Raw genomic sequence first — 26,158 nt, forward strand, 5'->3', positions numbered from 1 at the left:
GCGGAATCCACCAGGAACCCGGATTTTTGAAGGGGAATCATGCAGCTCGACCTTTTCGACCGCAAGATCATCGCATCGCTACAGGAAGACGCGCGCATGGCGGTGGCGCAAGTGGCGGAACGCACCGCCCTTTCCGCCACGCCGGTAAGCCGCCGGATCAAGCGTCTGGAAGATGAAGGCGTGATCCTGGGCTATGCGCCGGTGCTCGACCCGCGCAAGCTGGGCTTCGAGATCGAAGCCTATGTGCTCATCAACCTCAACGCCCATATCGACGAGAACATCACGCGCTTCGAACAGGCGATCCGCGACAATCCCTATGTCATCGCCTGCCACGCCGTGACGGGGGACATGGACTATCTGGTCCACATCATCGCCCGGGACGTGGAGCATCTCTCGCAGATCACCCTGAAGACGCTGGTTCGCATCCCCGGCGTGCGCGATGTGAAGTCGAGCATCGTGCTGGAGGCGATCAAGGAGCCCCGCACCCTTCCTCTCGAATAAGCGCCGCCGGACGGCACGGGGCCATCCGGCGATATAGGCCCTAGTCGTAATCGATGGCCAGCTTGGTGGGCGCGCCGCGCCCTTCAAGGAAGTTCGCGAGGTTGCGGTGAAGGTTGATGACCTTCTGCTCCTGATGCGGATTGGGCAGCGGCCCGCGGAAGCCCGAAGACTTCATGCCCTTCTGCACGAACTCCATGTTCGAGAAGTCCTGAGCCAGCACCGAACCCCAGTTGTCGCCGGTTGGGTCAGCGTAAGTCCACTCCGTTTCCGGCACCTCGCCTTCGGGGAAGCGTTCCAGCGCATAGCTTTCGAAGATGCACTTGTTCGGATCGTCGCCATAGGGGCGCACGCGGTAGCAGAGTGCGAAAGTCACCCCGTGCAGGATGTTCTGGTTGGGGAACAGGCCCCAGGCGAGCCCGGCCTCGGCCATGATCTCGGCCGGGACTTCCGGCCAGGCGACGCCCCGCGCGGCATCGTCGCGCTTGGCCGATGCCATCCAGTGCGCGATGACATCCTGCGCCGAGGTCCCCTCCGGCAGTTCGTCGACCAGGCGGCTGGCCGCGTTGACGAGTGTTTCCGTCGAGGCGGAGTAGTTCACCGTCTCGTAGTTTTCCTTGATCAGCTCGTACGTCGAGCGGCGCGGATCGTCGCCCTTGCCGGCGCGGGTGGTGCCGGCGCTTTCACTCATCGCGAACTTGCTGTCGCGCGTGTCGTAGCTGGACACCGAGTGCAGCCCATACTGCTTCGAGAGCGCGTAGTAATTGCCGTAGGCCAGAAGCTGGGTATGGGTTCCGGCAACGTGATAGGGTTCCAGGAACGCCTCGATCGCGGTCTTCCAGTTGCAATCGTAGATGGCCCACTGGCGCCACTTGTAGCGCATCTTCGCGAGTTCGAAGTGATCGAGGATCTCGCCCGCGCGGCCCATCCATTCCTTCAGGGGAACGCAGTCCGGGTCCATGTTGATATAGATGAAGCCGCCCCAGGTATCGACCTGCACGTCCGACAGGCAGGTCATTTCCGGCGTGAGCTTGTTGTGCCAGTCCTGCGGGTCGAGAATGTAGGTGTTCTTCCCGTCGAGATCGAAGGTCCAGCCGTGGAAACCGCAAACGAAGCTGCGGCGATTGCTGCCGCGCACGTCGTGAGCACCTTCGGGAACGGAGACGAGCTGGCGGCCGCGGTGGGGGCAGACATTGTGGAAGGCCCGCAGCGAGCCGTCTTCCCGGCGCAGGACGATGACCGATTCGTCCGCGACGTTATAGGTCATCCAGTCTCCCGGATTGGGAAGGTCGGTCTCCCGCTCGACCATTTGCCAGATCTTCGGCCACAGCAGCTTCTTCTCTGCCGCAAGGTATTCCTTCGAAAGGAAGGCATCGGTGGGGTAAGTGGCGAGGCGTTCCTCATCCATATCCTTGGCGGTCAGCGTAGCCGACTGCGACTTGCCCGTCTCTTTCACGTGGCCTCTCCCGTTATCAACAGGTGTGTTCATTAAGCCATCGTACGAGGCAGTGCCAGCCGCCGCGCTGCCAAGGCGCAACGCCCGGGCGATACAACCATGGGAGATGCGCAGAAGGGGAGGGAACGCGGCGCGTCCCTCCCCTTCCACTTTTTCAGAGAGCGATGGCGAGGCGTGAATGTGCGCCCCGCCCGTCACTCACCCGCGCGTCATCACAGGGCGATGACGCCGCCGTCGTCCTTGGTGATCGCCACGATCGCCGAACGCGGACGCACCGTCGCCGCCGGAGAGCCGGCCTGGCTATCGGGCCAGTGGCTGGACGGCGCGGCGGGCGTGCCGTTCTCGCCGGGATGCTGGATGCCGACGAAGAGCGTGCGCCCATCCGGCGTCATGTCGATGCCGGTGATCTCGCACTGGACCGGACCGACCAGGAAGCGGCGCAGGTTGGCGGCGGTCGCTGCCGCGCCAACGATAGTGGCCTGGGTTGCCGTGGCGCCGGCCGAGTCCTTGTTCGTGATGGTCTTCGCCCCGCCATCGCCGACATGGCCGGGGATCGCGGCGAGCAGCATGCAATTGGTGCGGTCCGTCATCGCGCCGTCGTCGGTCTCGATCCAGAGCACGGGGTTGATCTGGCCCGCCGGATTGGTGCTGCGCGAGAAATAGCAGCCGTCCGGGCTGGAGAAGTCGTTGTCCACGGTGAGCCCGGAGACGTTGACGTTGGCGTCGCTGCCGTAATCGGTCGCATCGGCGCCGAACAGGTAGATATCCCACTTGAAGGTGAGCGATGCGGTATTGTCGCCATCTTCGCGCAGGCGGACGATGTGGCCGTTCGGATTGCCGTAGCTGGTCGAGGCCGAAAGGTTGGGATCGCCATAATGACGCGGATTGGCGGGATCGGTGCCGGCGAGCGGGCGACCGGCGGCATTGTTGTTGGTGAGCGTGAGATAGATTTCCCCCGTCACCGGGTTGCCTGCCGTCCATTCCGGCCGGTCCATCGGCGTTGCGCCCAGGGCGTCCGCGGCAAGGCGCGGATTGACGAGAATGTCGGCCTGGTCGGCAAAGACGTATTCCGGCGTGGAGCCGCTTGCCGGGCGGTTGGGAACCGAACCGAACACCAGCGGCAGCCACTGGCCCGTGCCGTCGGCACCGAACTTCGCGACGTAGAGGATACCGGCGTCGAGGTACTTGTCGCCCATGGCGAGGCGGCTGGTCGTCGAAGCATCGGCGGCGGCATAAGTCGCCGTGGAGACGAACTTGTAGAGGTATTCACGGCGCGAATCGTCGCCCATGTAGACGCCGACCTTTTGCCCGGCGACGGCACGCACGAAAGCGCCTTCATGGCCGAAACGCCCCAGCGCGGTGCGTTTGCGCGGCGTCGAGGTCGGATCGTAGGGATCGATTTCGACGACCCATCCGTACTGGTTGGGCTCGTTGCGGAAATCGTCCGAAGCGGCAGCGCCGATGGCGCTGGCGTTCCACTTGGTGAAGATGGTGTCGGTCGAGGCCACGGTCGACCAGGCGTAGCTGCCCACTGTGCTGGTCACGCCGTAGCGGGCCAGCGCTGTGACTTCCCGAACCGGTCTTGCGGCGTTGTCGGTGCTGACGCGGCGGAAATAGCCTGCCCAGTTTTCCTCGCAGGTGAGGTTGGTTCCCCAGGGCGCGATGCCGTTGGCGCAGTTGTTGATCGTTCCGCGTCCCGCGGTGCCGGCGGCAGAATAGGCGGTAACCAGCAGGGTCGAGCCGGCGGCGGGGCCGTGGAAGCTCATCGGCGTGTTCGGGGTAATGCGGCGATTGAACGCGCTGGTCGGCACATAGGACCACTTGCGGCTGCCGGCATCGATATATTCCGACACCGAGACACCGTGCGCCTCGATCTCCTTGAGCGCTTCCGCTGCAGGGCGGGGGCCGGTGGAGACGTTGGTGGGGCCGTTGGGATGCAGGTACTGGACGTTGAGGTTCTCGTGGTTCTGCACCATGAGCCCGCGCGTCGAGCTGGTTTCGTCACGTGCGCCGGCCGCCGAAAGCCCGAAGAAGTGCAGAGCATCGCCATGGTCGCCGATGCGCTGGGCGAAGTTGTCATCCGTGCCGTCGTTGGCATAGGCGGAGACGCCGGTGGCCAGCGGATCGCCGAGGCGGGTCATCACCGTGACCGAATAGCCTGACGGCACCTTCACGGTATCCGCAAGGCTGTGAGGTACGGCAGCGAAGCCCAGCACCGCCGGCGACACGCGAATGGTCGTGGTGGCGGTGCGGGTCTTGCCGACGACGTCCTTGGCCGAGAACGTGAAGACCAGATCGGTCGCGGCGCTCACGGCGGGTGCGATGAAGGAGACCGACGAACCCGAACCGGTCAGTTCGACATCGGGACCCGAGGTCTGCGCCCAGGCCGTGTCGAACCCGGCATAACCGTTCGCCGGGCTGCCGGTGAGGGTCACGACACGTCCGGCGCTGGTCGCGACATTGGCGCCGGCGGTAACGGCCACGCCTTCGCCGTCGTCATCGCCGCAGGCGGCGAGCACGGCCGTGCCCATGAACGCCATGGTCGTTGCGCCAGCGCCCCGGAACAGGGCCTGCCGGCGCGAATAGCGCTCTACCGCCATGCTTTCGAGCGAGCGCTCGGTGGTGGAATTGGTATCGACATCGCCATCGGTGTAACCGTTGGCGGGAAGCCCTTCAGTCATGGATTTGCCCCTGTTCCTGTAACATTCGCACAGGGGGTGCTAGGGGCGCTTCATGGCAATTGAGCGCAAGTTCGATGGCAGTTCGGTGTCTCTTTCACGACAACCGGACCGGACCGGATCCAATAGCCGCGCGAAGGCCGGACCTGCGGTTCAATCCGCGGAGGGATAGACTCCGCCGAGCACTTTATTGAAATGCGCAGCGACGTGATCGTTGCACGAACAGGCCTTGCTGCGCAGGCTCTCGCGGTCGGACACGGCTATGCCGCCACGGCGCGTGCGGACCAGCCCTTCCCGCTTGAAACGCTGGAGCACGCGGCTGGCATAGCTGCGACCGATCCCCATCATGGAGGCAAGCTGTTCCTGCGTCATCGTCACGTCGTTGCGGCCGATCCGGTCGACCGCGGCGCCGAGCCACTTGGCCGCGCGCTGTTCGATCGTGTGGACGGCATTGCAGGCGATCGACTGGAACACTTGCGCCATCATGCAGTCCGCATAACGCGAGAAAAGATTGCCGATCACCGGGGACTGGCGCTTCGCCTCGTCAAGCTGCCGCGTCGGGATGCGCCAGAACAGGCCGCCGTGAAGCACGTTGGCCCGGGCATAGGCGGGAAGGCTGCCCTGGCTGACCACTCCGCCAAGCGCGCCTTCGCGCCCCACCAGAATCGTTTCCACCGCGATGCCGCTGTCGAGCTCCACGAAGAACGAGCAGACCGAGGCGCCGCGCGGAAGATAGCAATACTCCACCGCATCGCCCGGCTGGTAGATCACCTCGCCGGATTTCATGCGCACTTCCGCAAGATGTGGTTGCAGCAGGGCGAAGTCCGCGGGCCTCAGCGCTGCGAGAAGATCGCTTTGCTCCTGGCTCGTCTGTAACTCCATCTTCATCGGCTCCCTGATCTGCCGTGATGCCTTTGCCGCGGGGACCCGGGCGGTAAGGGTCACAATGCGGCAGGTCGCTTGCGGTTCCCGCCTCAACCGTACAGAAGTGAACAGACGGCGCGCAGAGAGCTCGCTAAAGCGTTCCTGAGGAACATATCTCCAACGCAAGCGTTCTGCTGCCTTGGACGGGGGCAGTTCCGCAAAGACGGTCGCGCACCCATCCGCTTGCGACGATTAATGTTAGGCGAATTTGAGAATGCGGACCGAGGACCTGACTTTCCAAGACACCGACCTGCCGACCGCGCTGCGCGCCGCCACGGCAGAGCTCGCAGGCTTCGACGCCTTCGCCCCTGCTTTCGCCCAGGCCTTCGCGCTCAGCGCGGATATCGTTATTGTTTCCGAAAGCGAAGCGCGTGGCTGACGGCATGCATCAGGTAAACCTTTCCACCTGCGACCTCGAACCGATCCACATCATCGGCCGCATCCAGAGCTTCGGCTGGCTTCTGTCGTTTTCGAGCGACTGGATCATCAATCACGTCTCTCTCAACTGCGAAACCCTGTTCGGCGTTGCGCCAGCCGACATGGTGGGCGTGCCCGCCACGCAGTTCCTCTCGCCCGAGGCGATGCACGACGTGCGCACGCGCCTCCAGGTTCTCGGCGGCGCCGCCACTGTAGAGCGCCTCTTCGAAGTGGACCTGCTTGGCGACGGACGGCTGTTCGACATGGCGGTCCATGCCTCCGGCCGATCCTATGTGCTGGAGATCGAACCGCATGAGGGCGGGCGCCGCCGCGATTTCGTGAGCTACGTGCGCCCGATGATCGACCGCCTGCGCCAGTCCAGCTCGATCGAGCAACTCTGCGCCAGCGCTGCCCGGCACTTGCGCGGCCTCACCGGGTTCGACCGCGTGATGGTCTACCGCTTCGAGGGCGACGGGGCCGGCGAAGTCGTGGCCGAAAGCCTCAACGGCATGGTCGACAGCTTCAAGGGCCTGCATTTTCCCGCCTCCGACATTCCCGCCCAGGCACGCCGGCTCTACACCCGCAACCTGCTGCGCATCATCAGCGACGTGGACGACCCCACCGTGCCGATCTACCCGGCGACCGACCCGAACGGCGATCCGCTGGACCTGTCGATGTCGGGCCTGCGGGCGGTCTCTCCGATCCATGTCGAATACTTGCGGAACATGGGCGTGAAGGCGTCGATGTCGGTCTCGATCATGCGACGCGGCAAGCTCTGGGGCCTGATGGCCTGCCATCACTATTCTCCCCTCACACTGTCCTATTCGGTCCGCACCGCGAGCGAGCTGTTCGGCGAATTCTTCGCCTATCTGCTGGAGCAGAAGGAAACCGACTTCGCGCTGGAGCAACGCTCCGCCTCGATGCGCCTTCACGACGAGATGATGGCCCGCGTGGCCTCCGGCGGATCGCTGCTCGAAGCCTTCGAGGATTTCTCCGAATCCATCGGCCGCGTCATCCCGTTCGACGGGGTGATCGGCTGGGTGGATGGCCGCTTCATGAGCCATGGTACGACGCCGAGCGAGGCGCAGTTCTCGCTGCTCGCCCGCTTCCTCAACACGGCCGGAGCAAGCACGGTGTGGTCCACCGATTCGATCGGCTCGCTGTTCGAGCCCGCACGTGAATGGACGGACAGGGCCGCCGGCCTGCTCGCGCTGCCGGTCAGCCGCACCCCGCGCGACTATATCGTGCTGTTCCGCCGCGAGCAGCTTCGCGAAGTGAGCTGGGCAGGAAATCCCGAGAAGGCGATCGAACTCGGTCCGAACGGTGCCCGGCTCACCCCGCGCAAGAGCTTCGAGATCTGGAAGGAAGAACGGCGCGGGCAATCGCGCCCCTGGACGGAGGAGGAAACCCTCGCCGCCGATGCCCTGCGCATCACCTTGCTCGAAGTGGTCCTCCGGCTCGCCGACGCCGCCCATATCGAGCGCGAACAGGCGACCCGCCAGCAGGACATGCTGATCGCGGAACTCAACCACCGCGTCCGCAACATCCTCAACCTGATCCGGGGTCTGGTTACCCAGAGCAAGGAAGGCGCCCGAACGATCGACGATTTCGCCGAGATCGTCGGCAGCCGCATCCACGCCCTTGCCCGCGCGCACGATCAGGTGACGCAGAAGGACTGGACACCCTCGTCGCTCTACGACCTGATCCGCACCGAAACCGCCGCCTATGTCAGCGACGGCGCCGATCGCGTCGTGATCGACGGACCCGACGCCCTCATCGCGCCCAGCGCCTTCACGACACTGGCGCTGGTGTTCCACGAACTGATGACCAACTCGTGCAAGTACGGGGCGCTCTCGGACTCGCGCGGCACGGTCACCGTTTCGCTCAATCGCGGCGAGGACGGATCACTGGAGATTGACTGGCACGAATCCGGTGGCCCCGCAGTAAGGACACCCACCCGGCGCGGCTTCGGCTCCACCATCATCGAACGGACCATCCCGCATGAACTGGGCGGCTCGGCCTCGGTGGTCTATCCGGTGGAGGGGATGAAGGCCCTGTTCCTGCTCCCCGCCGATCACGTCGCCAGTTTCGAGACGCCCAGTGCGGCCGAGCGCGAACCCGCGCCGCATGTGCCCGAAGCCTCGGACCTTGCCGGCACCTTGCAGGACGGCATCGCCCTGATCGTCGAGGATAACGTCATCATCGCGATGGAGGCGGAAGACGTGCTGCGCGACCTCGGCTTCGGCGACTGCCGCATCACCGGTTCGGTGCAGGACGCCATGGCCCTTGTCGAAGGCAACGGCGTTTCCTTCGCGATGCTCGACGTCAATCTCGGCAAGGATACCAGCGAGCCGATCGCCCACGCCCTTCACGAGCGCGGCGTGCCGTTCATTTTCGCAAGCGGCTACGGCGAACGCGCGTTGATGGCCGGAGATTTCAAGCGCGTGCCGGTCGTGACCAAGCCTTATGGCGAACGCGACGTGCGGGCGGCTATTGGGCGATTGCGGCGAGGCTAGAAAGGAAGGGCAGGAATCGGCGCCCTGCCCCCTAGCCCCAGCTCGCCATTAGCCCCAACTCGCCGCGGCAGGAGCCGCTTCCAGGAAAGCGATCAGCCCCCGCTCCTCACGTGCGAGCCACTGGGTGCGGCGCGGCAACCGGGCCGGAAGCTCCGGCACCGGCTCCGCATGGCGGACGAATGCGATCAGCGCCGGGTGGACATAGGACTTTCGCGCAATCGCGGGCGTATTGCCGAGATGCTCGGCCACGTCCTCCAGCACGGCCTTCAGCGTCACGCCCGGCTCCCGCCAGATCCGCGCGAAAGCCAGAGTGCTCGCGGCGAACGTGCGGAAATCCTTGGCCGAAAAGTCCTCGCCCATGGTCTCGTGCAGGTAGTCGTTCACGTCCTGCGAGCCGACCGGGACCGAGCACCCCTCCCCGTCGAGATACTGGAACAGGTGCTGTCCCGGCAGGTCCTGCATCTTCCTGACGCAGGACACGAGCGCCCGGTCGCTGGAGGTGACCTCGCGCAGCTTGCCGTGCTTGCCCCGGAACCGCAGCCGTAGCTTGCGCCCCTTGAGCGTGGCATGGCGCCCGCGCAGCGTGGTTGCCCCGAAACTGCGGTTCTGGGTAGCATAGCGCTCGTTACCCACGCGCATGGCCGCACTGTCCAGCAAGGCGACAACCGATGCCACCGCCCGCTCCCGGCACAAGGTGGAGAGCGCGAGGTCTGCCGCCACCCGCTGCCGCAACCCGGCGAGCGCATGTCCGAAAGCGGCGCAGCGGTCGAACTTGGAGGCATCCCGGTCCGCGCGGTATTCGGGATGATAGCGATATTGCTTGCGTCCGCGCGCATCGAACCCCGTCGCCAGCAGGTGGGCGGCGGGATCGGGCGAAAACCAGCAATCGACATAGGCGGGCGGCAGGGCGATGCGATTCAGCCGGTCGATCTCCTCGCGGTCGGTGATGCGGCCGCCATCGGGATCGTGATAGGCCCATTTGCCTGACCTGATCGGCCTGCGGGTGATGCCCGGCTCGGTTCCATCGGCAAATGTGAGACGCGCCATCGAAAAGGGCCCTTGGTCGGAGCGCCGCGTTATCGGGCGCCTGCCCTGTCAAAACGCACGATACGGCGCGAAGTTGTCCCGCGGCGGAACCCCGCGCGCATACCGGCCGTTGCTCCTGCAATACCCGGCGCCGCCCGCAGAGGGCCCCCGCACAGGAAGGAGCATGACCATGGCCGATGCCCGTATCTTCGAGGATCTCAAGTCCGATCACGACCGTCACCGCAAGATGCTCGCCCAGCTTGGCGAGACTCAGGGCGACAGCCCGGAACGCCGCGAGCTATTCGAGGATCTGCGGCGCGAACTGCAGGCTCACGCCGCGGCGGAAGAAGAAGCGCTCTACGCCACCATGCTCGCCTGCCCCGACTTGCGGGACGAGGCCCGGCACTCGGTATCCGAGCACAAGGAGATCGACGACTATCTCGGCGAGCTGCTCGACATCGATATGGGTTCGGGCGCCTGGCTGATGAAGTTCAAGGACATGCGCCACCGCTATCTCCACCATATCGACGAAGAGGAGGAGGAGATGTTCCCTTCGGCGGCCAAGACCCTTTCCGGCGAAGCGGAGAAGAAGATGGCGCAAACGTTCGAGAAGCGGAAGCCGAAGGAGCTCGCCATCGCGGCCGAACAGAAGCCCGGCGACGACAAGGAGTGAATTCCTGCGGCGGGCCGGCCCACTCGGCCCGCCGCAGTTTCGGGAACGTCAGGCCCACAGGCGGCGTTGGATTTATGCAATCAGGAGGAGACCTGCCATGGAAACCCATGTTCGCGACAAGTTCTGGAAAGCCTTCGCGGCCAGTCCGCTGATGATGATAAAGCTCGATGCGGCCCATGGCCATGCCGAGCCGATGACCGCCCTGTTGGACAGGGACGCGCATCACGCGGTGTGGTTCTTCTGCAAACGCGACAACCGCATCGGACAGGGCGGCCGTGCCATGGGGCAGGTCATCACCAAGGGACACGACGTGTTCGCCTGTATCGCCGGCACCCTGGTGGAGGAAACCGACGCTGCCGTTCGGGACCGCCACTGGAGTAATGCGGTAGAGGCTTGGTTCCCGAACGGGAAATCCGACCCGTCGATCGTGATGCTGCGCTTCGAGATCGACGATGCCGAAGTCTGGACTTCCGATATCGGAATTACCGGCCTGTTCAAGCTCGCGACGGGCGGGACCATCGATCCCTCCAGGGCCGGCGAGCACGAAGTCGGCGCGGTCTGATCTTCAAACAATAAAAAGCGCGGGAAAGGCCGAAACCTTTCCCGCGCTTTTTATTGTCCGGATCAGGCGCGGACCAGCGGTTCCAGTTCCACAGGGCGTTCGCTGTCCGGGCTATCGGCTAGTGCGTAGGCGATCGCAGCGAGGATCGCCTGGCGCGAGAACGGCTTCTGCACCACGCCAATCGCGGTCGGAGCCGGAGAGTCGATCTGGCCGGGATTGGCGGTGACATAGATGACGCGGGCCCCGAACCGGACGGCCAGGTCCCGGGCAACCGCAGGACCGGTCAATCCGTCCCGCAAGTTGAGATCGACCAGCGCGACATCGGGCGCCTCCCCCAGCGCCGCCACGGAAGCGGCGTCGGGGAAAGTGCCGAGGACGGCATGTCCGCCATCGGAGAGGATATCTTCCAACTGCAATGCCACGAGGAATTCGTCCTCGACGATAAGAACCTTGGAGAAACTCTTGGCAGAATTCGGGATCATGGAGCCCAAGACGGCTTTCCTTGTCAGGCAGCGACCGCTTCGCGGGCTTCTGCAATCTCGTCGGCGTTGGCGATCTTGACCAGTTCGGCGAAGAACGCATCGACCGCTTCACCGGTAAGGACGAAGTTATGGCGGAAATCGGGGAGCTGGCCGGATTCGATGACCTTCGACAGCATCGAGCGGGCACGGCAGATCCGGCTCTTCACGGTGCCAAGCGCGATGCCGCAGATGTGAGCGATCTCTTCATAGGAGAGATTGCCTGCCGCCACCAGGATCAGCGCTTCGCGGTAGCTGTCGGGAATGGCGGTCAGCGCGCGCAGGACATCCGCCAGTTCGACGGCGCTTTCCTGGCTCGCCTCGGCGCGCAGGATACGCTCCGCCGCCACTTCGTCATATTCGCCGTGGAAGCGGGCGCGGCGCGCTTCGCTGTAGAAATGATTGCGCAGGATCGTGAAGGTCCAGGCCTTGAAGTTGGTACCCGCTGCATAGCGATGACGCGCGGCCCATGCGCGGAGCATGGCTTCCTGCGCAAGATCGTCCGCCCGGTCACGGCAACCGCAAAGACCGCGCGCGAAAGCGCGAAGATGCGGGGCCACTTCGGCAAGGGCGCGCTTGAAATCGCGGTCGCTGAGGGCTGCCACTTCCACAGGCACGGTCGTCGCTGCGTTATCGGCGCCGGTTCCGGCTTCGGTTGTTGCGGACATCGTGTTTCCCTCCATGGCTGATCACGGCTCGTGATCCGTCAGTTGGGCAAACGCGACTAATGCACACAAAGTTCCCGAAACCGCACTGAACGCCGTTCAGAAGCACCTGCCACACGATGGAACGAGGCCCCGGCGCGACCGATCGCGCAATCACGCATTCCCAGCGCACCGGAGCAGGCTGAAAATTTCCGTGGCATGCAGATTTTTTGGCGACCGCCGGGAACAACCATGCTCCGGAAACTTTGAGGCCTCCGTTCACTCTGCGGTGAACGGAGGCCTCCGGGATCGGGTCACCACCGGTTTGCGGGGGGTGGGGGAGCCAGTGGTGATACCGTTGGAACGTGCATTGCCAGACTTGGTTCCCGCGTGATGTTTGTGTGCGAGAAAAATTTTCGGGTTGCCCTGCCCCATCTGCCGCGTCAGACAAGGAACGCTGGTCGGGAGGGGGCGCGAGCCGCCGATGCGAGATGAAAACACGGGAAGATGACTTCCCACGATCCGAGGAATTTCGATGTCCGTCTCTGACCAGATCGCCATCCAGCTGCCCTATCTGCGCCGCTATGCCCGCGCGCTGACAGGTTCGCAGCATTCAGGCGATGCTTATGTCCGCGCCACTCTCGAGGCCGCGCTGGCCGACAAGACGCTGCGCGACGATATCGCGCGCAGCCGCGCCGCACTCTACGCCGCGTTCACCCGCATCTGGTCGACCAGCCATGTCGACGATCCGGGTCTGTCCGGCGAAGGCGGCCAGCACGAGCAGGCTGCGCAGACCCGGCTTGCGATCGTTGCCCCCACGCACCGGCAGGCCCTTCTGCTGACCACGGTGGAAGAATTCTCCCGCGAGGATACCGCACGCATCCTCGACGTGACGCCCGACGGCGTGGATGCGCTGGTTGCCCAGGCCATTCTCGAGATCGAGAGCGAAAGCACCACCGAAGTTCTCATCATCGAGGACGAGCCGCTCATTTCGATGCAGCTTGAAGGGCTCGTCACCGAACTCGGCCACCGCGTAGTCGGTACGGCCGCAACCCATGCCCAGGCGGTGGAGATCTTCGAGCGCTCGCCCGCCGGTCTCGTCCTGGCCGATATCCAGCTCGCCGATGGCAGTTCGGGCATCGAGGCAGTGGAAGACCTGCTCAAGTTCGGCGACGTGCCGGTGATCTTCATCACCGCCTATCCCGAACGCCTGCTCACCGGGGAACGTCCGGAACCGACCTATCTGGTCACCAAGCCGTTCCAGGAAGCCACCGTGCGCGCGGCGATCAGCCAGGCCCTGTTCTTCGGATCGAGCAAGCCGCTCGGCTGATCGGCTCCGGCGCTACCCATTCGGTCATACCCGCCCCGCCGGTTCGCCCCGGCGGGGTTTTTCTTCAGCTATTCGCGGGGCGTTCGCCTGCATCGATAGGGGGAAGCGCGCGGCCGAACCGGTCGCGCGGGGCCTGCTCCTCGAACGTCAGCGGCGGCGGCTGGAAGCCGAGATGCAGGACCAGGGCATCATGGATAGGCGCAAGGAAACGCACCCCGGCACAGCCACCGACCTGCCAGACGACTTCCCCGGCTACGACCTGGTCCTTGCAAAGTCGAAGTTCGATCCGCTCACCCGGTTTCGCGGCAGCCTCAGGAAATTCCACCATGCAGCCGCCGGCGGACAGGTCATAGAGAAAGACCGAATCTCTGCGGTCTTGCCCCAGGCAGTCGATCTTCTTTTCGACGATATGCCGATCCCACTCTCGCGCGTCCATTCGTCTTGCCCTCGATGGATGACGCCAGACAACTTGCACAAGTGTGCCTAATAATTCCTGAAGAACACCTCTCGTGCCGCGCCGCGCGCAACCCGTTGGCCATATGGAACTTTCCGGCTGCAGCCCGATGCCGGCGTTTATCGCCGGTCGTTTCGCAGCGTGAATTCGCGGCTGGCCCGTACCGGCACCTTGAGTCGGCATTCCACCCCGCTCGGCTTGAACCGCAGGTCCACGTCCGACTTGAGTTCGTGCGCCACGATCTTCTCGATCAGATCTCGCCCGAAGCCGCGCTTGGCCGGTTCCACCACCGGCGGACCGCCTTCTTCGCGCCAGTCGATCTCGGCAAGTTCCGGGCTGACCAGGATCCAGTGAACGTGGATCCGCCCGCCTGTCGTGCTCAGCGCACCGTACTTGGCCGCATTCGTGGCCAGTTCGTGGATGGCGAGCCCCAGCGACATGGCGTCGTTAGGCGCCAGCCGAACTTCCGGTCCCGACATTTCCACGTGGCTTTCGTTACCCTCCATGTAGGGCGCCAGTTCCGATCGCACGACATCGCCCAGCACGGCATGTGTCCAGTCGGACTGGGAAAGAAGGTCATGCGTGGCCGAAAGCGCGCGAATGCGGGCGGTCAGGCTTTCGGTGAAATCGTCGATATCGGTGGCGCGCCTGCGGGTGAGCGCGGCGATGGACAGGACGTTGGCCAGAGTGTTCTTCACGCGGTGGTTCAGTTCGCGTGTCAGCGAATTGCGGATCGCCGCCTGGCTCTGGAGCCACTCCAGCACCATGCGGTCTTCCGCCGAACGGCGCGTGATGAGCCGCCCGATCGCCATGACCATAAGCGAGGCCAGCGCACCGAAGAACAGGGTGATCCGCGAAGCGGTGGAAAGCACGCCGACCTTGCGATCACTGATGACAACGACCCATGAGTGGCTGCCCACGTCGATCCGCCGCTCCATCGTCGGCCCGGCGGAACCGTCCGCCCGGCGCTCCGCCAGCAGTTTGTCGGGCGCCACCTCGCCGTCGTAGATCGCCACGTCGATATTGTTGTTGCGATAGAGCTCGCTGGCCGATGTCAGGAAAGTCTCCGCCCGGAATGGGCTGAACACGAAACCCTTCACCTGCCGGCCCGATCGCCCTGACAGGACCGGCATGTAGATCAGGAAACCGGCAGCCTCGGCATTGCTCTCGTCTTGCACCAGATGAACCTTGCCGGACGCCACCGGCTTGCCCAGCTTCATCGCTCGTTCCATCGCCGCGCGGCGCACTTCCTCGGAGAACATGTCGTAGCCGAGCGCCTGCCCGTTACCGTTGATGTCCGGTTCGAGATAGACGATCGGCGCCGCCGTGGTCCGGTCGAAGGTCGGCCTGGGGTAGACAAGGAAATCGGCCCGGCCCGCCGCCTGTATGGACATCTCCATTTCCGACAGGCGATCCACCGCCACGATCGGCGCCCAGCCCATGCCGAGCGAGCCGTAAAGGTCGCCCTTGCCCTGGAGATCCTGCGCGAAGGCGCGGAACTGGTCCTCGCTCACCTCGCGCTGGGTGGCGAAGAGAGCGGCGCCCGCGCGCAGCAGCGCGATATTCTCGGTCGTGCGGCGTTGCAGCGCGGAAGCGATCTCGGTGAGATTGCGATCCAGCTCCACCTGCCGGGTCTGCCGGTCAGCCCGCTCGATCGCCATGACCGACACGGCCGTGGTGATCGAAGCGATAATGAATAGCAGGAACGGCCAGCCGCGCGGATACTTGTGGAACCAAGCCTGCTTCTGGACCCTATCGAGCAGAGCCTGATCAATCACCGGAAATCCCTGCCATCAAATGGGCCTGCATCATTCCTAAAGAGCATCGCCATGCTCCGGACCATTTGCGTGGCAGCCCAGGACAAGACTTCGTAACAAAGGGAACCAAGACCTGCCTCGATTGTTCCAGCGAAAACGACGTTCGGTTGCCTTGCCGGCAATATCACAAGCGGATCGGTCTGTCGCAGCGTGCAACGCGCTTGCAGCATGGCTCTTGACCCGCTTGCGGCCAGCAAGCAAGTGTTCAGGTTACGATGGAGTCAAAGTTGAATCAGCCCGAAGGACATGGCGAGCCGGCACAGCCCGGTCTGCCGCCTGAAGTCCGCAAGGACGGAGAACCCGGCTGGGCCGGGGGGCTGAGGAAGCTGTACAACTCCGTGGTGGACGAACCGCTTCCGGACAGCTTCAGGGATCTTCTCAAGAAGCTGGACGGGGCGGACGATGCCTGACCGCCAGTCTTCGCACCCCGATCAGCCCACCGCACGCAAGTCCGACCCCAGCGCAAGCCGCCCAGAGGACGAGGCTTTCCGCCGGGAACTGCTTGGCGTCCTGCCGCATTTGCGCGCTTTCGCACGCGGCCTTTCCGGTCGCCCGGATTTCGCTGACGATCTGGTGCAGGAGGCCGCGATAAAGGCCTGGACCGCGCGTGAACGCTACACGCCCGGCACCAACATGCGAGCCTGGACATTCGCGATCCTGCGCAACCACTACCTGTCGGAACTGCGCAAGAGCAAGCGCCAGACCGACCTTGACGAAGGCGCGGTTGAGCGGATGCTGGTGATGGACGCGGACCAGGAAGGCCCGCTTCACCTCGGCGACATGGAAACGGCATTGCAGAAACTCGCCCCCGAACGGCGCGAGGCGGTGCTGCTCGTGGGTGCGTCCGGCTTCAGTTACGAGGAAGCGGCCGACATCTCCGGTTGTCCGATCGGCACGATGAAGAGCCGCGTCGCCCGCGCCCGCGCGGACTTGGCGCGCATGCTCGACGGCGAAGTGGAACTGGTGGACGTGGGCGGGCGCCGGAACCTGTAATCGGCCCGGCCGCCTGCCCTGTTCCCGGCGGTGCGGCCGATCAGCCTTTAGCGGTGCCGATGGTATATTCCGCCATGATACCCCAGTCCCGATCGGCATGGCCCGCTTCTATCGCCGCTCCCATCCGGGCGTGCACCGCATCAAGCATGGGCAGGCTCCCCTGCGTGCCGATCGCGGTTTCGGCAGCCAACTCGCGGGCGAGGCGCAGGTCCTTCAGGCCAAGAACCGCCTTGAAGCCCGGCTCGTACTTGCGCTCGGCGATGATGCCCGAATAGTTCTGGTAGACCCGGCTGCCGAACAGGGTGCCGAGCATCAGTTCGAAGAACTTCTCCCGCGGGAGCCCCTTGCCCTCGGTCAGCACGACGGCCTCGGCCATGCCTTCGATGGCCATGGTGATCATCATGTTGCAGGCGATCTTGGCGGCATTGGCAACGGTGGCGTCCTCGCCCATGTCCCAGACCTTACCGGCAATCGCCTCGAAGACCGGCTCCAGCCTTGCGGCATGTCCGGCCGGGCCGCCGAGGATCACGTTGAGCTGGCCCGCCGCCGCCACATCGGGACGGCCAAGCACCGGCGCCGAAAGATAGCCCACGCCGGCAGCGTCATGGCGCTCCACCAGTTCGCGCGCGAAGGCGACCGAAATGGTCGAACAAACGAGATGGACCACGCCCGCCGGCGCCCCGTCCAGCACGCCGCTGTCAAGCAGGACCTCGCGAATGGCGGCGTCTTCGGAAAGCATGGTCAGCACGGCATCGCCCGCGAAGGCTTCTGCCGGGGTGGCGACCATCTCCACGCCTTCAACCGAGCCCCCGGAGCGATTCCATGCCCGCACCCTGTGCCCTGCCGCCGCGAGATTGCGTGCCATGGCGGTGCCCATCGCACCGAGACCGATGAAGCCGATGTCCATTGTGATAATCCTGAAAACCGAAAAAGAGAGGCGGTAAAATGCTTTGGGCCGGATCGCGCTGTGTAGCGGCGACCCGGCCCGGTTCAGCGCGTCATGGTGCCCGGCGCCGGCCGGGCTGCCGGGCTCAGGCCGGGTAAACCCAAGCCGTGCCGCGGTCGAAGTTGTCCGAGGCGAACTTCCAGTTGATGAGGTTCTCGAGAACCGTCTTCACATAGACCGGGCGCTTGTTCATCTGGTCGATGTAGTAGGCGTGCTCCCACACGTCGATCGTGATGAGCGGGTTCACGTCGGTGGTGATCGGGGTGCCGGCGTCATGGGTCGAGATGACCTTGAGCTTGCCTGCTTCGACGACGAGCCATGCCCAGCCCGAAGCGAAGTGATTGACGGCTTCGTTCGAAAGCGCTTCGAGCAGCGCGTCGAGCGAACCGAAATCGGCGTTGATCGCGGCGAGCAGGCTTTCGCTCGGCGCGGTCTTTTCCGGGCTCAGCGAGTGCCAGTAGAAGCCGTGGTTCCAGGTCTGCGCGGCGTTGTTGAACAGCGGGCCCGACGCCGACTTGGTGATTTCCTCAACCGACTTGTCGGCGTTCTCGGTGCCCTCGATGGCGGCGTTCAGCTTGTCGACGTAAGTCTTGTGGTGAGCACCGTGGTGGATTTCCAGGGTCTTGGCCGAGATGTGCGGTTCCAGCGCGTCCTGCGCATAGGGCAGCGGGATCAGGGAAATGGTCATGGCTATCTTCCTGTTTCAGGTTATCGAAGGTTTGGACAGGCACGCATCCGCAAGGACCGGGCGCAAACACCGGACGGCGCGTGAACTGGCACTCGGACTTTCGGGGGGCTATGTCTGCCCTCTTGCCCGACAATTCAAGCATCTATTGGCGGCATTTTCATTCCACCGCCTGATAGCAAGGCTTGGCGGCGAATCCGATTATCCGCGCGGGCGCTTCGGATGCAAGAACGCCAAACGCAAGAAGGACGGCGGGTTGCCCCGCCATCCTTCTGCTCTCGTTCCTGACGAGAAGCCGGATCGCTGTCGGATCAGTTCTGCTTCCTGATCTCGTCCGCCTTGTTTTCCAGCGCGTCGGACTTTGCCTCGCCCGCCGCCTCGACCGCATCGGCCTTCTTGTCGACAGCCTCGGACGCGGCGCCGGTCATCTGGTCGGCCTGGTCGCGCATGGCGTCGGCCGTTGCATCGGACGACTGTTCAACGGCATCCGCCTGCTGCTCCGTCGCATCGTCCGCCTTGTTGTTGCAGGCGGCGAGGCCGAGCGAACCGGCGGAAACGATCGCGATCATGGCGAGGCGCGAAGTGGTCATGGCTTTCATGGCAGGCATCCTTTCCCTGTTATTGAAAAAGGGCGCGTTTTCCATCGGAGGACGCGCCGGCCTCGTTCAGACCCTAACGGGATCCTTAGCGGATGGAACCGCGACGGAAGAGGTTGACGATCGCCAGCAGGACGACCGCGCCGAGGAACGAAGCGAAGAGCGACATGATGTCGAACGCACCGCTGGTGATGGGCGCGCCGCCGATGAGCGGCGTGATGATGAGACCCGCGATCAGGGCACCGACGACACCGACGACCACGTTCAGGAATACACCCTGCTGCGCATCGGTGCGCATGAGGATGGAAGCGAGCCAGCCGATAACGCCGCCGACCAGGAGAATAAGAAGTAGAGTCATTGTGCTTCTCCAAAAATTTGTGTCGTTGCGGGATTAACTGCGCTGTTCGCACAAGGTTCCGGAGCGCGGCCAACCGTTCGCCGCAGGGAGGTCGATTGTCCCGCAATGAGAAAAGCGCGGGAGCTTTCGATGCGGCAACTTGTTCCGGCAATGTCGGCAGCGAAGGCCGTCCATGAAAGGAGCACCCGGTGCATTCCCTTCCACGCGCCCCTCACCACGCCCTCCGACGTGAGCGCGCGATTTCCGCGACGGCATCGGCCGCAATCGTGATCGGCGGGCTTGCCGCGCTTGCATGGGGGCTGGGCGTGAACCTGCCGGCGTTTCCCGAGCGCTCCGCCCTTACCGCGACGGTGTTGCTGCCCGAGACCCGCAAAACTCCCGAAAAGCGCCCGCAGGAAACAACGTCATCCGCCCATCGGGGCGCGCCCGCACCGGAGGGTCGCAAAACGCGGGCTGCACCGGTGGTCCTGCCTGCTCCCCGCATCGTTCTGCCACCCCCCGTGACGATCGTGGCGGCCCGGCATCCGGGAGATGGCGACAGGCCGGCACAAGGCTCCGGAACCTCCGGCTCCGGCAGTGGATCGGGCGGCAGGGGAAACGGAAACGGCGGAGGAGGCGGCGGAGGAGGCGGCGGAGGAGGCGGCGGAGTCAACGAAGGGGTCGCCACCCTGCCCCGGCAGATCGCCGGCCGCCTCCACTATGCCGATCTGCCTGCGGACTTGCGCAAGGCGCGCAGCGGCGCCGACCTGACCCTGCGCTACCGCATCGACATTGACGGGCGAGTAAGCGAATGCACCGTGATTTCCTCCAGCGGCCGACCCGACCTTGATGCGGGAACGTGCCAGCGCATCACCGAACGCTTCCGCTTCCGCCCGGCACGCGATGCACAGGGGCAGCCGGTGCCTTTCGTGATGACCGAGACGCATGGTTGGGACGATGGCAAAGAGGGCCCGTGACCTGACGCGGCCGAGCGGCTAGGGAAGCGCTCCAAACATCAGACGGAAGAGGAGATTCCCATGGCGACGATCGACGAAACCCACGACAGCGCGCTGCGCTCCTGGGTGGAAAGTGCGAACGGCCATGGCGACTTCCCGATCCAGAACCTGCCGCTGGGCGTGTTCTCCAACGGCGGGAATTCCGCAGGTGGCGGCGTGGCGATCGGTGACCTGATCCTCGATCTTGCCGCACTGGCCGGGTCGGGACTGCTCGAAGGCCAGGCGCTGGAAGCCGCGCGGGCCGCCTCGGGCGAAAGCCTCAACCCGTTGCTCGCCCTTGGCGCCGGTCCGCGCCGGGCGCTGCGCCGGCGCATCTCCGCCCTGCTGGCAGAAGGCGCCGCAGAGCGCGCGCAAGTCGAACCGCTACTGGTTCCGATGGCACAGGCCACGCTGCATCTGCCTGCGAAGATCGCGGACTACACCGATTTCTATGTGGGCATCCATCACGCCACCAACATCGGCAAGCTGTTCCGCCCGGACAATCCGCTGCTGCCCAACTACAAGCACGTCCCCATCGGCTACCACGGCCGCGCATCGACCGTGAGGCCGAGCGGTGCGCCGGTGATCCGCCCCAACGGCCAGACCAAAGCGCCCGATGCCGAAAGCCCTTCGTTCGGCCCGATCGGCCGGCTCGACTACGAGCTGGAGCTGGGCGTGTGGATGGCGCAAGGCAACGAACTCGGTCAGCCCATTCCCATCGGCGAGGCGCTCGATCACGTTGCCGGCGTCACCCTGCTCAACGACTGGTCCGCCCGCGATGTGCAGGCCTGGGAATACCAGCCGCTCGGGCCGTTCCTCGCCAAGAACTTCATCACCACCGTCTCGCCGTGGATCGTCACGATGGAGGCGCTGGCCCCGTTCCGCATCGCCCAGCCGCCGCGGCCCGAGGGCGATCCCAGCCCCCTGCCCTATCTCTGGAACCGGGAAGACCAGGACGAGGGCGCCCTGTCCCTCGATCTCGAAGTCAGCCTCAGCACCGCCAAAATGCGTGCGGACGGCGTTCCGGCCCATCGCCTCAGCCGCGGGCCGGCCAGCAACATGTACTGGACCATCGCCCAGATGGTCACGCACCACGCCTCGAACGGCTGCGAGATGAATCCGGGAGACCTGCTCGGCACCGGCACCATTTCCGGTCCCGAGGACGGTTCGCAGGGCAGCCTGATGGAAATCACCCGCTCCGGCCGGGAGAAGGTGACGCTTGCCACGGGCGAGACGCGGACCTTCCTTGAGGACGGAGACGAACTGGCGCTTTCCGGACGCTTCGTGGCAGATGGCGCGGTATCGATCGGGTTCGGTCCGTGCAGCGGGATCGTGCAGCCGGCGGTGCCGCTGAACTAGGACGGAATTTACGGGAGCCTGGGGATCGTCCCTCAGGCTTCCCCCGTCGGCCTGGAACCTGCGGCCTAAAGCCAGTCGTTCGCGCGGTACCACTCTGCCGTGGCCCGCAGACCGTCCCGCGTATCGATGCGCGGCTCCCAGATCGTCGGCGGCACGGCCGCGCCTGCTCCGACCACCCAGTCGGGATGGCTGAAATAGGCGGCGCGATCGGCGGTCATCTTCGCGCCGTCGCCGCGCAGGAACTGGTCGGCCCGGGCCGCCAGCCGCAACGCCCCGGCCGAAAGCGAGATCACCCTGGCACGGCGGCCAACCGCAGCGCCGATGGCACGGGCCATCTCGGCATTGTCCCAGCCTTCGGGCTTTCCGTCGTCGGGCTCGAACAGCTTGCCTGTCACGTCCTCGCCGCCCGGTATCAGCGCCACCAGCAGGCGGGCGAGATCCTCGACATGGATCATCGAGGCGCGGCCGTCCTTCGGCACCGGAACCAGCCCCCAGCGCGCGGCGCGGAACAGTTCGAACATCTCCTTGTCGCGCGGGCCGTAGATCGCGGGCGGGCGTACGATCGTCCAGTCCAGCGGACTGGCGCGCAGCAGCTTCTCGGCCTTGGCCTTCGAAGCGCCGTAAGCCGAAAGATCGGGCTCGCGCGCGGAAAGCGAGGAAACGAAGACGAAACGCCGGATGCCCTTGGCCACGCCGGTCTCGATGAGGTTCAGGGTGCCCGCGACATTGCCGGCCTCATACCCGGCGGCATCGGGCGCGCTCACCACGCCCGCAACGTGGACGATCGCCTCCGCCCCGCGCGTCAGCTCGGACAGCGAGGCGGTATCGCGCAGTTCGCCGCGTACCCAGGTGACGTTCTCGCGCCGCTCTTGTTCGCGGCGGGTCAGTGCGCGCACGTCGTACCCTGCGGCCGCCGCTTCCTCCAGCACGCACTGGCCGACGAAGCCGGTTGCGCCGGTCAGGGCGATGGTGGGGCGGTCTATCTCGTTCATCTGGGGAAAAGCGGTCATTTCAGCACGAGCTGGTCACGATGGACCACGGAGGAACGCGGCGAATATCCCAGCACTTCGGCCTGCTCGCTCGAATGGAGCCCCTTGATCGCGGCGCATTCGCCAGCATGGTACTCCGAAAGGCCATGGGCGACCACGCGGCCGCCGGCATCGACGATGGCCACGGGATCCCCGCGTTCGAAATGCCCCTCCACGGCGGTCACGCCCTTGGCAAGGAGGCTCGACCCGCGCAGCAATGCGGCGGCCGCGCCGGCATCGACGACAATGCTGCCCTTGAGCCGCAACCGCCCGCCGAGCCAGGCCTTGCGAGCGCCCGCACGGCGGCGGGGGAGGAACAGCGTGCCGATCCCCTGATCGATGATCCGCGCCACCGGGCGGGCGTGCTGGCCATTGCCGATGACGAGGCAGATACCTGCCAGTTCGGCGATCTCGGCTGCCTGGAGCTTGGAAACCATGCCGCCGGAGCCCATGCCCGAATTCGATTCCGCGCTCGCCATGGCGTGGACTTCGGGCGTCACACCTTCGACCACCGGAATCATTTTCGCGCCGGGCTCCCGAGGGTGGCGGTCATAAAGGCCGTCGATGTCGGAGAGCAGCAACACCGCGCTGGCCTGCGCCGCCTGCGCGACGCGGGCGGCCAGGCGGTCATTGTCACCGAAGCGGATTTCCTGAGTCGCGACCGAATCGTTCTCGTTGATCACCGGCACCGCGCCCGCATCGAGCAGGCGCGTGAGCGTTGCGGTGACGTTGAGATAACGGCGCCGGTCCTCGAGATCCTCCAGCGTCAGCAGCATCTGCGCGGCGGTGATGCCGTGGCTGCCCAGCAGTTCGGCCCAGAGCCCCGAAAGCGCGATCTGGCCCACGGCCGCGGCGGCCTGTGCGTCCGCCAGCGAGCCGCGTCCGCCCTTGTCGAGCCCCAGAGTCGCCGCGCCCAGCGCAATCGCGCCCGAAGAGACCACGATCACGTCCTGCCCGCGTGCGCGCGCCTCGGCGATCTCGGCGACCAGCGCGGTCAGCCATTCGCGCCGCACACCTTCCTTACCGACAAGCAGCGCCGACCCCACCTTGACGACGAGGCGGGGGCTCAGGACTTTGTCGGAGAGATCGGAAAGGCGGGATACAGGCATGGAGGCCGAGCCTCTAGGACACTTGCCGCCCGGAGGAAAGCGCTCGCTTGCAAAGGACCGCGCACCCCGTCCCGTCGCGGGAACGTCAGGACGTGGCGGCCAGACGGCGCGCCTGCCGGGCCTTGAACATCTCGTGCCCGCTGACCAGCAGGATTCCCGCCATGACCATCAGCGCGCCGGCGATGAAGGCCGGCTCCAGCCGCTCGCCGAGCAGAACGACGCCGAAGGCCACGCCGAACAACGGAGTCATGAACGAAAGCACGCCCAGCCGCGAAGCCAGATAGACCCGCAGCATCCCGAACCATACCAGCAGGCTGACCAGCGAAACGAAGACGATCTGGAACGCCATGCTCACCCCCAGCAGCGGGGTCGGCCTGACCAATGTCTGCCCCGAGCCGAGCGCCAGCGCCCCCAGCAGCACGAATGCACCGAGAAGCTGATAGAGCGTCGTGACGCTGCTCGGCGCCTGCGACAGGCGGGAAAAGCGCAAGGTGAGCGTCGTCGCGCCCCAGGCGGCACCGGCGCCGATCCCCATGAGATCGCCGATCCACGCCGAATCGTGCTGCGAGGCCGCGCTTGCCCCGCCGAGGAAGGACACCGCCACTCCGCCGAAGGCCGTGACGATGCCCAGCCATTGCAAAGGACTCAGGCGCTCTTCCGGCAATCCGAAGTGGAGGCCGAGTGCCGTGAAGATCGGCGCGGTATAAAGGAAGATCCCCATGTGCGAGGCATTGGTGAAGCGCAGCCCCTCCCCCATGAACAGGTATTCCAGCGCGAAGAGCGCTCCGATCGCCAGCCCCGGCTTCCAGGTGCCCCCGCGAAGAGCATGGCCGTCGCCGCGCAGACGGACCAGCGCCGCGATGAACAGCGCGGCGATCCCGGAACGCAGCGAAATCTGGAGGACCGGCGCCATGTCCGGCGCGGCCGCCTTGAGCGCGGTCTGCTGCATTCCCCAGATCGCGCAGAGCCCGACCATCAGCAATGCTGCACCACCGTCGACCGGCCTTCGCGAATGCGCTTCCATCTTTTCCATTACCGCAACTTCAGTTCGCAAGCTCGGCGGACCCGATGCGCCAGCCTCGCGCCCAACCCGAAATCGCCGATGCCGTCAACCTCCCTGCCCCCGCCGGTGCCGCGCTGCGCTGCGGCCATGGAGGTTCCGACTTCGCGCTTTCATTTTAGAATAATGATTCTAGATATGAAGCGCGAGGCCGATTCGAACGAGATCGGCGCGACGAGGGAGAAAAACGCGTGATCGATCGCCGCACCATGCTGGCCGCCGCCGCCGCGGCAACCGCAGCCAGTATCACCGCACCCGCCTTTTCACGCGGGGCACGACCGGTCGATCCGAAGTTCCCGCAGGGCTTCCTCTGGGGCACGGCCACGGCGGCGTATCAGGTGGAGGGAAACAACCTCAACAGCGACGTCTGGGCGATGGAACATGCCCGTCCCACGGTCTACACCGAACCTTCGGGAGACGCGGCCAACAGCTTCGCGCTCTGGCCGGTGGACCTCGATCTTGTGAAAGGCATGGGTCTCAATACCTACCGCTTTAGCCTTGAATGGGCCCGCATCGAACCGGCGAAGGGCGAATTCTCCATCGCCATGCTCGATCACTACAAGGCCATAATCGAAGGCTGTCATGCGCGCGGCCTCACGCCCATGGTCACCTTCAACCACTTTACCACGCCCATCTGGTTCGCGGCGCAGGGCGGTTGGTCCAACGCGGAAGCGCCCTTGCTGTTTGCCCGCTACTGCGAGCGCGCCGCGCGCCATCTTGCCGCGATCATCGGCTATGCCACGACCCTCAACGAACCGAACCTGTCGGGCCTCCTCGACGTGGTGCTGCCCGGAGACATCGGCCCGCGCCTGCTGGGGGCGGACAAGGCCATGCAGGAAGCCGCGGCACGGGAACATGCCGTCGCCCGGTTCCTGCCCGGAAACCCTCTCTACGTCGCCGATCCGCAAGTGGTGCAGGCCAACCTGATTGCCGGACACAAGGCCGGACGAGAAGCGATCAAGGGGGTGCGCCCCGACCTGCCCGTAGGCGTCAGCCTCGCCGTCATCGACGATCAGGCAGCAGGCAGGAACAGCCTTCGCGACGCCATGCGCGCGAAGCTCTACCGACCCTGGCTGGAAGCTGCCCGGGGCAACGACTTCGTCGGCGTGCAGAATTACGAGCGCACCGTCTGGACCGACAAGGGCAGGCTTCCCGCGCCGGAAGGCGCCGAAACCAACGATGCCGGATCGGAAGTATACCCTGCCTCGCTCGCCGGCGCGGTACGCTATGCCCATGCGGTGAGCGGGGTTCCCGTGGTCGTCACCGAGCACGGCATCAACTCCGCGGACGACACCAAGCGAGCCCGCCTGATCCCGGCGGCGCTGGCCGAACTCAAGCGGGCAATGGAAGACGGCGTGCCCGTTCTGGGCTACATGCACTGGTCGCTCGTCGACAATTTCGAGTGGGTCTTCGGCTACAAGCCCCAGTTCGGATTGCACACGCTGGACCGCACCACGTTCAAGCGCACCGCCAAGCCCAGTGCCGCCGTGCTGGGCGCGATCGCCCGCCGCAACGCGCTCTGATCGGCAGAACGCCG

Annotated in this window: 27 protein-coding genes; 12 read left to right on the forward strand and 15 right to left on the reverse strand. The window is 65.2% G+C overall.

The window, feature by feature from the left end; translation table 11 throughout:
- Positions 1-39 precede the first annotated feature (39 nt).
- Entirely contained in the window at positions 40-501 is a 462-nt protein-coding gene (locus U9J33_RS15420) for an Lrp/AsnC family transcriptional regulator (RefSeq protein ID WP_054439292.1), read from the forward strand.
- Between the two features lie 40 nt (positions 502-541).
- Here U9J33_RS15420 and U9J33_RS15425 read toward each other — a convergent pair whose 3' ends face one another.
- From U9J33_RS15425 to U9J33_RS15435, 3 genes are all read right to left on the reverse strand, one after another.
- Complete coding sequence (locus U9J33_RS15425) at positions 542-1,906, reverse strand: aromatic ring-hydroxylating dioxygenase subunit alpha (RefSeq protein WP_324699069.1); 1,365 nt, start codon at positions 1,904-1,906, stop codon at positions 542-544.
- 260 nt (positions 1,907-2,166) lie between these two features.
- Positions 2,167-4,635 (reverse strand): PhoX family protein, encoded by a 2,469-nt coding sequence (locus U9J33_RS15430; RefSeq protein WP_324696510.1) that lies wholly within the window; start codon positions 4,633-4,635, stop codon positions 2,167-2,169.
- A gap of 150 nt (positions 4,636-4,785) precedes the next feature.
- A complete protein-coding gene (locus U9J33_RS15435) occupies positions 4,786-5,514 on the reverse strand; it encodes a Crp/Fnr family transcriptional regulator (RefSeq protein WP_054439366.1) in 729 nt (242 codons plus the stop codon).
- Positions 5,515-5,770: 256 nt separating this feature from the next.
- On the opposite strand from U9J33_RS15435, the gene U9J33_RS15440 reads away from it, so the two are divergent.
- Both U9J33_RS15440 and U9J33_RS15445 read left to right on the forward strand, forming a co-directional pair.
- A complete protein-coding gene (locus tag U9J33_RS15440; RefSeq protein ID WP_156336691.1) occupies positions 5,771-5,935 on the forward strand; it encodes a hypothetical protein in 165 nt (54 codons plus the stop codon).
- A 4-nt stretch (positions 5,936-5,939) separates the two neighbouring features.
- Positions 5,940-8,489: an HWE histidine kinase domain-containing protein gene (locus U9J33_RS15445; RefSeq protein WP_132469299.1), complete on the forward strand. Its 2,550-nt coding sequence runs from the start codon at positions 5,940-5,942 to the stop codon at positions 8,487-8,489.
- Positions 8,490-8,537: 48 nt separating this feature from the next.
- Here the strand turns inward: U9J33_RS15445 and U9J33_RS15450 are convergent, their stop codons facing one another.
- Positions 8,538-9,536, reverse strand: a complete 999-nt coding sequence (locus U9J33_RS15450; protein ID WP_324696516.1) for a DNA topoisomerase IB — start codon at positions 9,534-9,536, stop codon at positions 8,538-8,540.
- Positions 9,537-9,705: 169 nt separating this feature from the next.
- Here U9J33_RS15450 and U9J33_RS15455 point away from each other — a divergent pair, with 169 nt between their 5' ends.
- Both U9J33_RS15455 and U9J33_RS15460 read left to right on the forward strand, forming a co-directional pair.
- Positions 9,706-10,188 (forward strand): hemerythrin domain-containing protein, encoded by a 483-nt coding sequence (locus U9J33_RS15455; protein ID WP_185996814.1) that lies wholly within the window; start codon positions 9,706-9,708, stop codon positions 10,186-10,188.
- Between the two features lie 97 nt (positions 10,189-10,285).
- Positions 10,286-10,750 carry a pyridoxamine 5'-phosphate oxidase family protein gene (locus tag U9J33_RS15460; protein ID WP_185996813.1) on the forward strand — a complete coding sequence of 155 codons (465 nt, stop codon included), beginning with the start codon at positions 10,286-10,288 and terminating at the stop codon, positions 10,748-10,750.
- 62 nt (positions 10,751-10,812) lie between these two features.
- Here the strand turns inward: U9J33_RS15460 and U9J33_RS15465 are convergent, their stop codons facing one another.
- Positions 10,813-11,232: a response regulator gene (locus U9J33_RS15465; RefSeq protein ID WP_324699070.1), complete on the reverse strand. Its 420-nt coding sequence runs from the start codon at positions 11,230-11,232 to the stop codon at positions 10,813-10,815.
- Positions 11,233-11,255: 23 nt separating this feature from the next.
- Complete coding sequence (locus tag U9J33_RS15470; RefSeq protein WP_082370454.1) at positions 11,256-11,936, reverse strand: sigma-70 family RNA polymerase sigma factor; 681 nt, start codon at positions 11,934-11,936, stop codon at positions 11,256-11,258.
- A 511-nt stretch (positions 11,937-12,447) separates the two neighbouring features.
- Here U9J33_RS15470 and U9J33_RS15475 point away from each other — a divergent pair.
- A complete protein-coding gene (locus tag U9J33_RS15475) occupies positions 12,448-13,242 on the forward strand; it encodes a response regulator (RefSeq protein WP_054439286.1) in 795 nt (264 codons plus the stop codon).
- Between the two features lie 64 nt (positions 13,243-13,306).
- On the opposite strand, the gene U9J33_RS15480 is transcribed toward U9J33_RS15475, so the two are convergent.
- Both U9J33_RS15480 and U9J33_RS15485 read right to left on the reverse strand, forming a co-directional pair.
- Positions 13,307-13,678, reverse strand: a complete 372-nt coding sequence (locus U9J33_RS15480) for a PilZ domain-containing protein (RefSeq protein ID WP_054439283.1) — start codon at positions 13,676-13,678, stop codon at positions 13,307-13,309.
- 137 nt (positions 13,679-13,815) lie between these two features.
- Entirely contained in the window at positions 13,816-15,474 is a 1,659-nt protein-coding gene (locus U9J33_RS15485; RefSeq protein WP_132469275.1) for a CHASE domain-containing protein, read from the reverse strand.
- Between the two features lie 266 nt (positions 15,475-15,740).
- Here U9J33_RS15485 and U9J33_RS15490 point away from each other — a divergent pair, with 266 nt between their 5' ends.
- Both U9J33_RS15490 and U9J33_RS15495 read left to right on the forward strand, forming a co-directional pair.
- On the forward strand, positions 15,741-15,923 hold the full coding sequence (locus U9J33_RS15490; RefSeq protein WP_132469274.1) for a NepR family anti-sigma factor: 183 nt from the start codon (positions 15,741-15,743) through the stop codon (positions 15,921-15,923).
- A complete protein-coding gene (locus tag U9J33_RS15495; protein ID WP_082370448.1) occupies positions 15,916-16,506 on the forward strand; it encodes a sigma-70 family RNA polymerase sigma factor in 591 nt (196 codons plus the stop codon). Before U9J33_RS15490 ends, U9J33_RS15495 begins: the two co-directional genes overlap by 8 nt.
- Before the next feature lie 40 nt (positions 16,507-16,546).
- Here the strand turns inward: U9J33_RS15495 and U9J33_RS15500 are convergent, their stop codons facing one another.
- Together U9J33_RS15500 and U9J33_RS15505 are read right to left on the reverse strand one after the other, a co-directional pair.
- A complete protein-coding gene (locus tag U9J33_RS15500; RefSeq protein WP_324696523.1) occupies positions 16,547-17,413 on the reverse strand; it encodes an NAD(P)-dependent oxidoreductase in 867 nt (288 codons plus the stop codon).
- 124 nt (positions 17,414-17,537) lie between these two features.
- Positions 17,538-18,140, reverse strand: a complete 603-nt coding sequence (locus tag U9J33_RS15505) for a superoxide dismutase (protein ID WP_054439275.1) — start codon at positions 18,138-18,140, stop codon at positions 17,538-17,540.
- Between U9J33_RS15505 and U9J33_RS15510 the strand changes: the two genes are divergently transcribed.
- Positions 18,139-18,465, forward strand: coding sequence for a hypothetical protein (locus U9J33_RS15510; protein ID WP_324696525.1), 327 nt, complete (start codon positions 18,139-18,141; stop codon positions 18,463-18,465). The genes U9J33_RS15505 and U9J33_RS15510 overlap by 2 nt on opposite strands.
- Here the strand turns inward: U9J33_RS15510 and U9J33_RS15515 are convergent.
- Together U9J33_RS15515 and U9J33_RS15520 are read right to left on the reverse strand one after the other, a co-directional pair.
- Positions 18,449-18,736, reverse strand: a complete 288-nt coding sequence (locus U9J33_RS15515; RefSeq protein WP_054439356.1) for a hypothetical protein — start codon at positions 18,734-18,736, stop codon at positions 18,449-18,451. The two genes, U9J33_RS15510 and U9J33_RS15515, sit on opposite strands and share 17 nt — an antisense overlap.
- Before the next feature lie 85 nt (positions 18,737-18,821).
- Positions 18,822-19,091 carry a GlsB/YeaQ/YmgE family stress response membrane protein gene (locus U9J33_RS15520; RefSeq protein WP_054439274.1) on the reverse strand — a complete coding sequence of 90 codons (270 nt, stop codon included), beginning with the start codon at positions 19,089-19,091 and terminating at the stop codon, positions 18,822-18,824.
- 188 nt (positions 19,092-19,279) lie between these two features.
- Here U9J33_RS15520 and U9J33_RS15525 point away from each other — a divergent pair, with 188 nt between their 5' ends.
- Complete coding sequence (locus tag U9J33_RS15525) at positions 19,280-20,047, forward strand: TonB family protein (protein WP_324696528.1); 768 nt, start codon at positions 19,280-19,282, stop codon at positions 20,045-20,047.
- A 60-nt stretch (positions 20,048-20,107) separates the two neighbouring features.
- Entirely contained in the window at positions 20,108-21,424 is a 1,317-nt protein-coding gene (fahA, locus tag U9J33_RS15530) for a fumarylacetoacetase (protein ID WP_324696530.1), read from the forward strand.
- A 65-nt stretch (positions 21,425-21,489) separates the two neighbouring features.
- Here fahA and U9J33_RS15535 read toward each other — a convergent pair whose 3' ends face one another.
- The 3 genes from U9J33_RS15535 to U9J33_RS15545 form a co-directional block, all read right to left on the reverse strand.
- On the reverse strand, positions 21,490-22,434 hold the full coding sequence (locus U9J33_RS15535) for an NAD(P)-dependent oxidoreductase (protein WP_324696532.1): 945 nt from the start codon (positions 22,432-22,434) through the stop codon (positions 21,490-21,492).
- The gene (proB, locus tag U9J33_RS15540) at positions 22,431-23,561 is read right to left on the reverse strand and encodes a glutamate 5-kinase (protein WP_054439265.1); all 1,131 of its coding nucleotides are present in this window, start codon (positions 23,559-23,561) and stop codon (positions 22,431-22,433) included. The genes U9J33_RS15535 and proB overlap by 4 nt, the downstream gene beginning before the upstream one ends.
- Positions 23,562-23,646: 85 nt before the next feature.
- Positions 23,647-24,594: a DMT family transporter gene (locus U9J33_RS15545; RefSeq protein WP_324696534.1), complete on the reverse strand. Its 948-nt coding sequence runs from the start codon at positions 24,592-24,594 to the stop codon at positions 23,647-23,649.
- 218 nt (positions 24,595-24,812) lie between these two features.
- On the opposite strand from U9J33_RS15545, the gene U9J33_RS15550 reads away from it, so the two are divergent.
- Positions 24,813-26,144 (forward strand): family 1 glycosylhydrolase, encoded by a 1,332-nt coding sequence (locus U9J33_RS15550; protein ID WP_324696536.1) that lies wholly within the window; start codon positions 24,813-24,815, stop codon positions 26,142-26,144.
- Positions 26,145-26,158 lie beyond the last annotated feature (14 nt).

It is taken from the genome of Novosphingobium sp. RL4, assembly GCF_035658495.1.
In the GTDB taxonomy this organism is placed as follows: domain Bacteria; phylum Pseudomonadota; class Alphaproteobacteria; order Sphingomonadales; family Sphingomonadaceae; genus Novosphingobium.

What these genes read in the sequence shown, in the direction of transcription:
- U9J33_RS15435 (WP_054439366.1), bottom strand. Translation starts at nt 5,514, where the DNA reads ATGGAGTTACAGACGAGCCAGGAGCAAAGCGATCTTCTCGCAGCGCTG.
- U9J33_RS15515 (WP_054439356.1), bottom strand. Translation starts at nt 18,736, where the DNA reads ATGAAAGCCATGACCACTTCGCGCCTCGCCATGATCGCGATCGTTTCC.
- U9J33_RS15455 (WP_185996814.1), top strand. Translation starts at nt 9,706, where the DNA reads ATGGCCGATGCCCGTATCTTCGAGGATCTCAAGTCCGATCACGACCGT.
- U9J33_RS15460 (WP_185996813.1), top strand. Translation starts at nt 10,286, where the DNA reads ATGGAAACCCATGTTCGCGACAAGTTCTGGAAAGCCTTCGCGGCCAGT.
- U9J33_RS15465 (WP_324699070.1), bottom strand. Translation starts at nt 11,232, where the DNA reads ATGATCCCGAATTCTGCCAAGAGTTTCTCCAAGGTTCTTATCGTCGAG.
- U9J33_RS15480 (WP_054439283.1), bottom strand. Translation starts at nt 13,678, where the DNA reads ATGGACGCGCGAGAGTGGGATCGGCATATCGTCGAAAAGAAGATCGAC.
- U9J33_RS15545 (WP_324696534.1), bottom strand. Translation starts at nt 24,594, where the DNA reads ATGGAAAAGATGGAAGCGCATTCGCGAAGGCCGGTCGACGGTGGTGCA.
- proB (WP_054439265.1), bottom strand. Translation starts at nt 23,561, where the DNA reads ATGCCTGTATCCCGCCTTTCCGATCTCTCCGACAAAGTCCTGAGCCCC.
- U9J33_RS15510 (WP_324696525.1), top strand. Translation starts at nt 18,139, where the DNA reads ATGGCTATCTTCCTGTTTCAGGTTATCGAAGGTTTGGACAGGCACGCA.
- fahA (WP_324696530.1), top strand. Translation starts at nt 20,108, where the DNA reads ATGGCGACGATCGACGAAACCCACGACAGCGCGCTGCGCTCCTGGGTG.
- U9J33_RS15495 (WP_082370448.1), top strand. Translation starts at nt 15,916, where the DNA reads ATGCCTGACCGCCAGTCTTCGCACCCCGATCAGCCCACCGCACGCAAG.
- U9J33_RS15440 (WP_156336691.1), top strand. Translation starts at nt 5,771, where the DNA reads ATGCGGACCGAGGACCTGACTTTCCAAGACACCGACCTGCCGACCGCG.
- U9J33_RS15505 (WP_054439275.1), bottom strand. Translation starts at nt 18,140, where the DNA reads ATGACCATTTCCCTGATCCCGCTGCCCTATGCGCAGGACGCGCTGGAA.
- U9J33_RS15425 (WP_324699069.1), bottom strand. Translation starts at nt 1,906, where the DNA reads ATGGATGAGGAACGCCTCGCCACTTACCCCACCGATGCCTTCCTTTCG.
- U9J33_RS15445 (WP_132469299.1), top strand. Translation starts at nt 5,940, where the DNA reads ATGCATCAGGTAAACCTTTCCACCTGCGACCTCGAACCGATCCACATC.
- U9J33_RS15500 (WP_324696523.1), bottom strand. Translation starts at nt 17,413, where the DNA reads ATGGACATCGGCTTCATCGGTCTCGGTGCGATGGGCACCGCCATGGCA.
- U9J33_RS15450 (WP_324696516.1), bottom strand. Translation starts at nt 9,536, where the DNA reads ATGGCGCGTCTCACATTTGCCGATGGAACCGAGCCGGGCATCACCCGC.
- U9J33_RS15520 (WP_054439274.1), bottom strand. Translation starts at nt 19,091, where the DNA reads ATGACTCTACTTCTTATTCTCCTGGTCGGCGGCGTTATCGGCTGGCTC.
- U9J33_RS15475 (WP_054439286.1), top strand. Translation starts at nt 12,448, where the DNA reads ATGTCCGTCTCTGACCAGATCGCCATCCAGCTGCCCTATCTGCGCCGC.
- U9J33_RS15535 (WP_324696532.1), bottom strand. Translation starts at nt 22,434, where the DNA reads ATGACCGCTTTTCCCCAGATGAACGAGATAGACCGCCCCACCATCGCC.
- U9J33_RS15430 (WP_324696510.1), bottom strand. Translation starts at nt 4,635, where the DNA reads ATGACTGAAGGGCTTCCCGCCAACGGTTACACCGATGGCGATGTCGAT.
- U9J33_RS15470 (WP_082370454.1), bottom strand. Translation starts at nt 11,936, where the DNA reads ATGTCCGCAACAACCGAAGCCGGAACCGGCGCCGATAACGCAGCGACG.
- U9J33_RS15420 (WP_054439292.1), top strand. Translation starts at nt 40, where the DNA reads ATGCAGCTCGACCTTTTCGACCGCAAGATCATCGCATCGCTACAGGAA.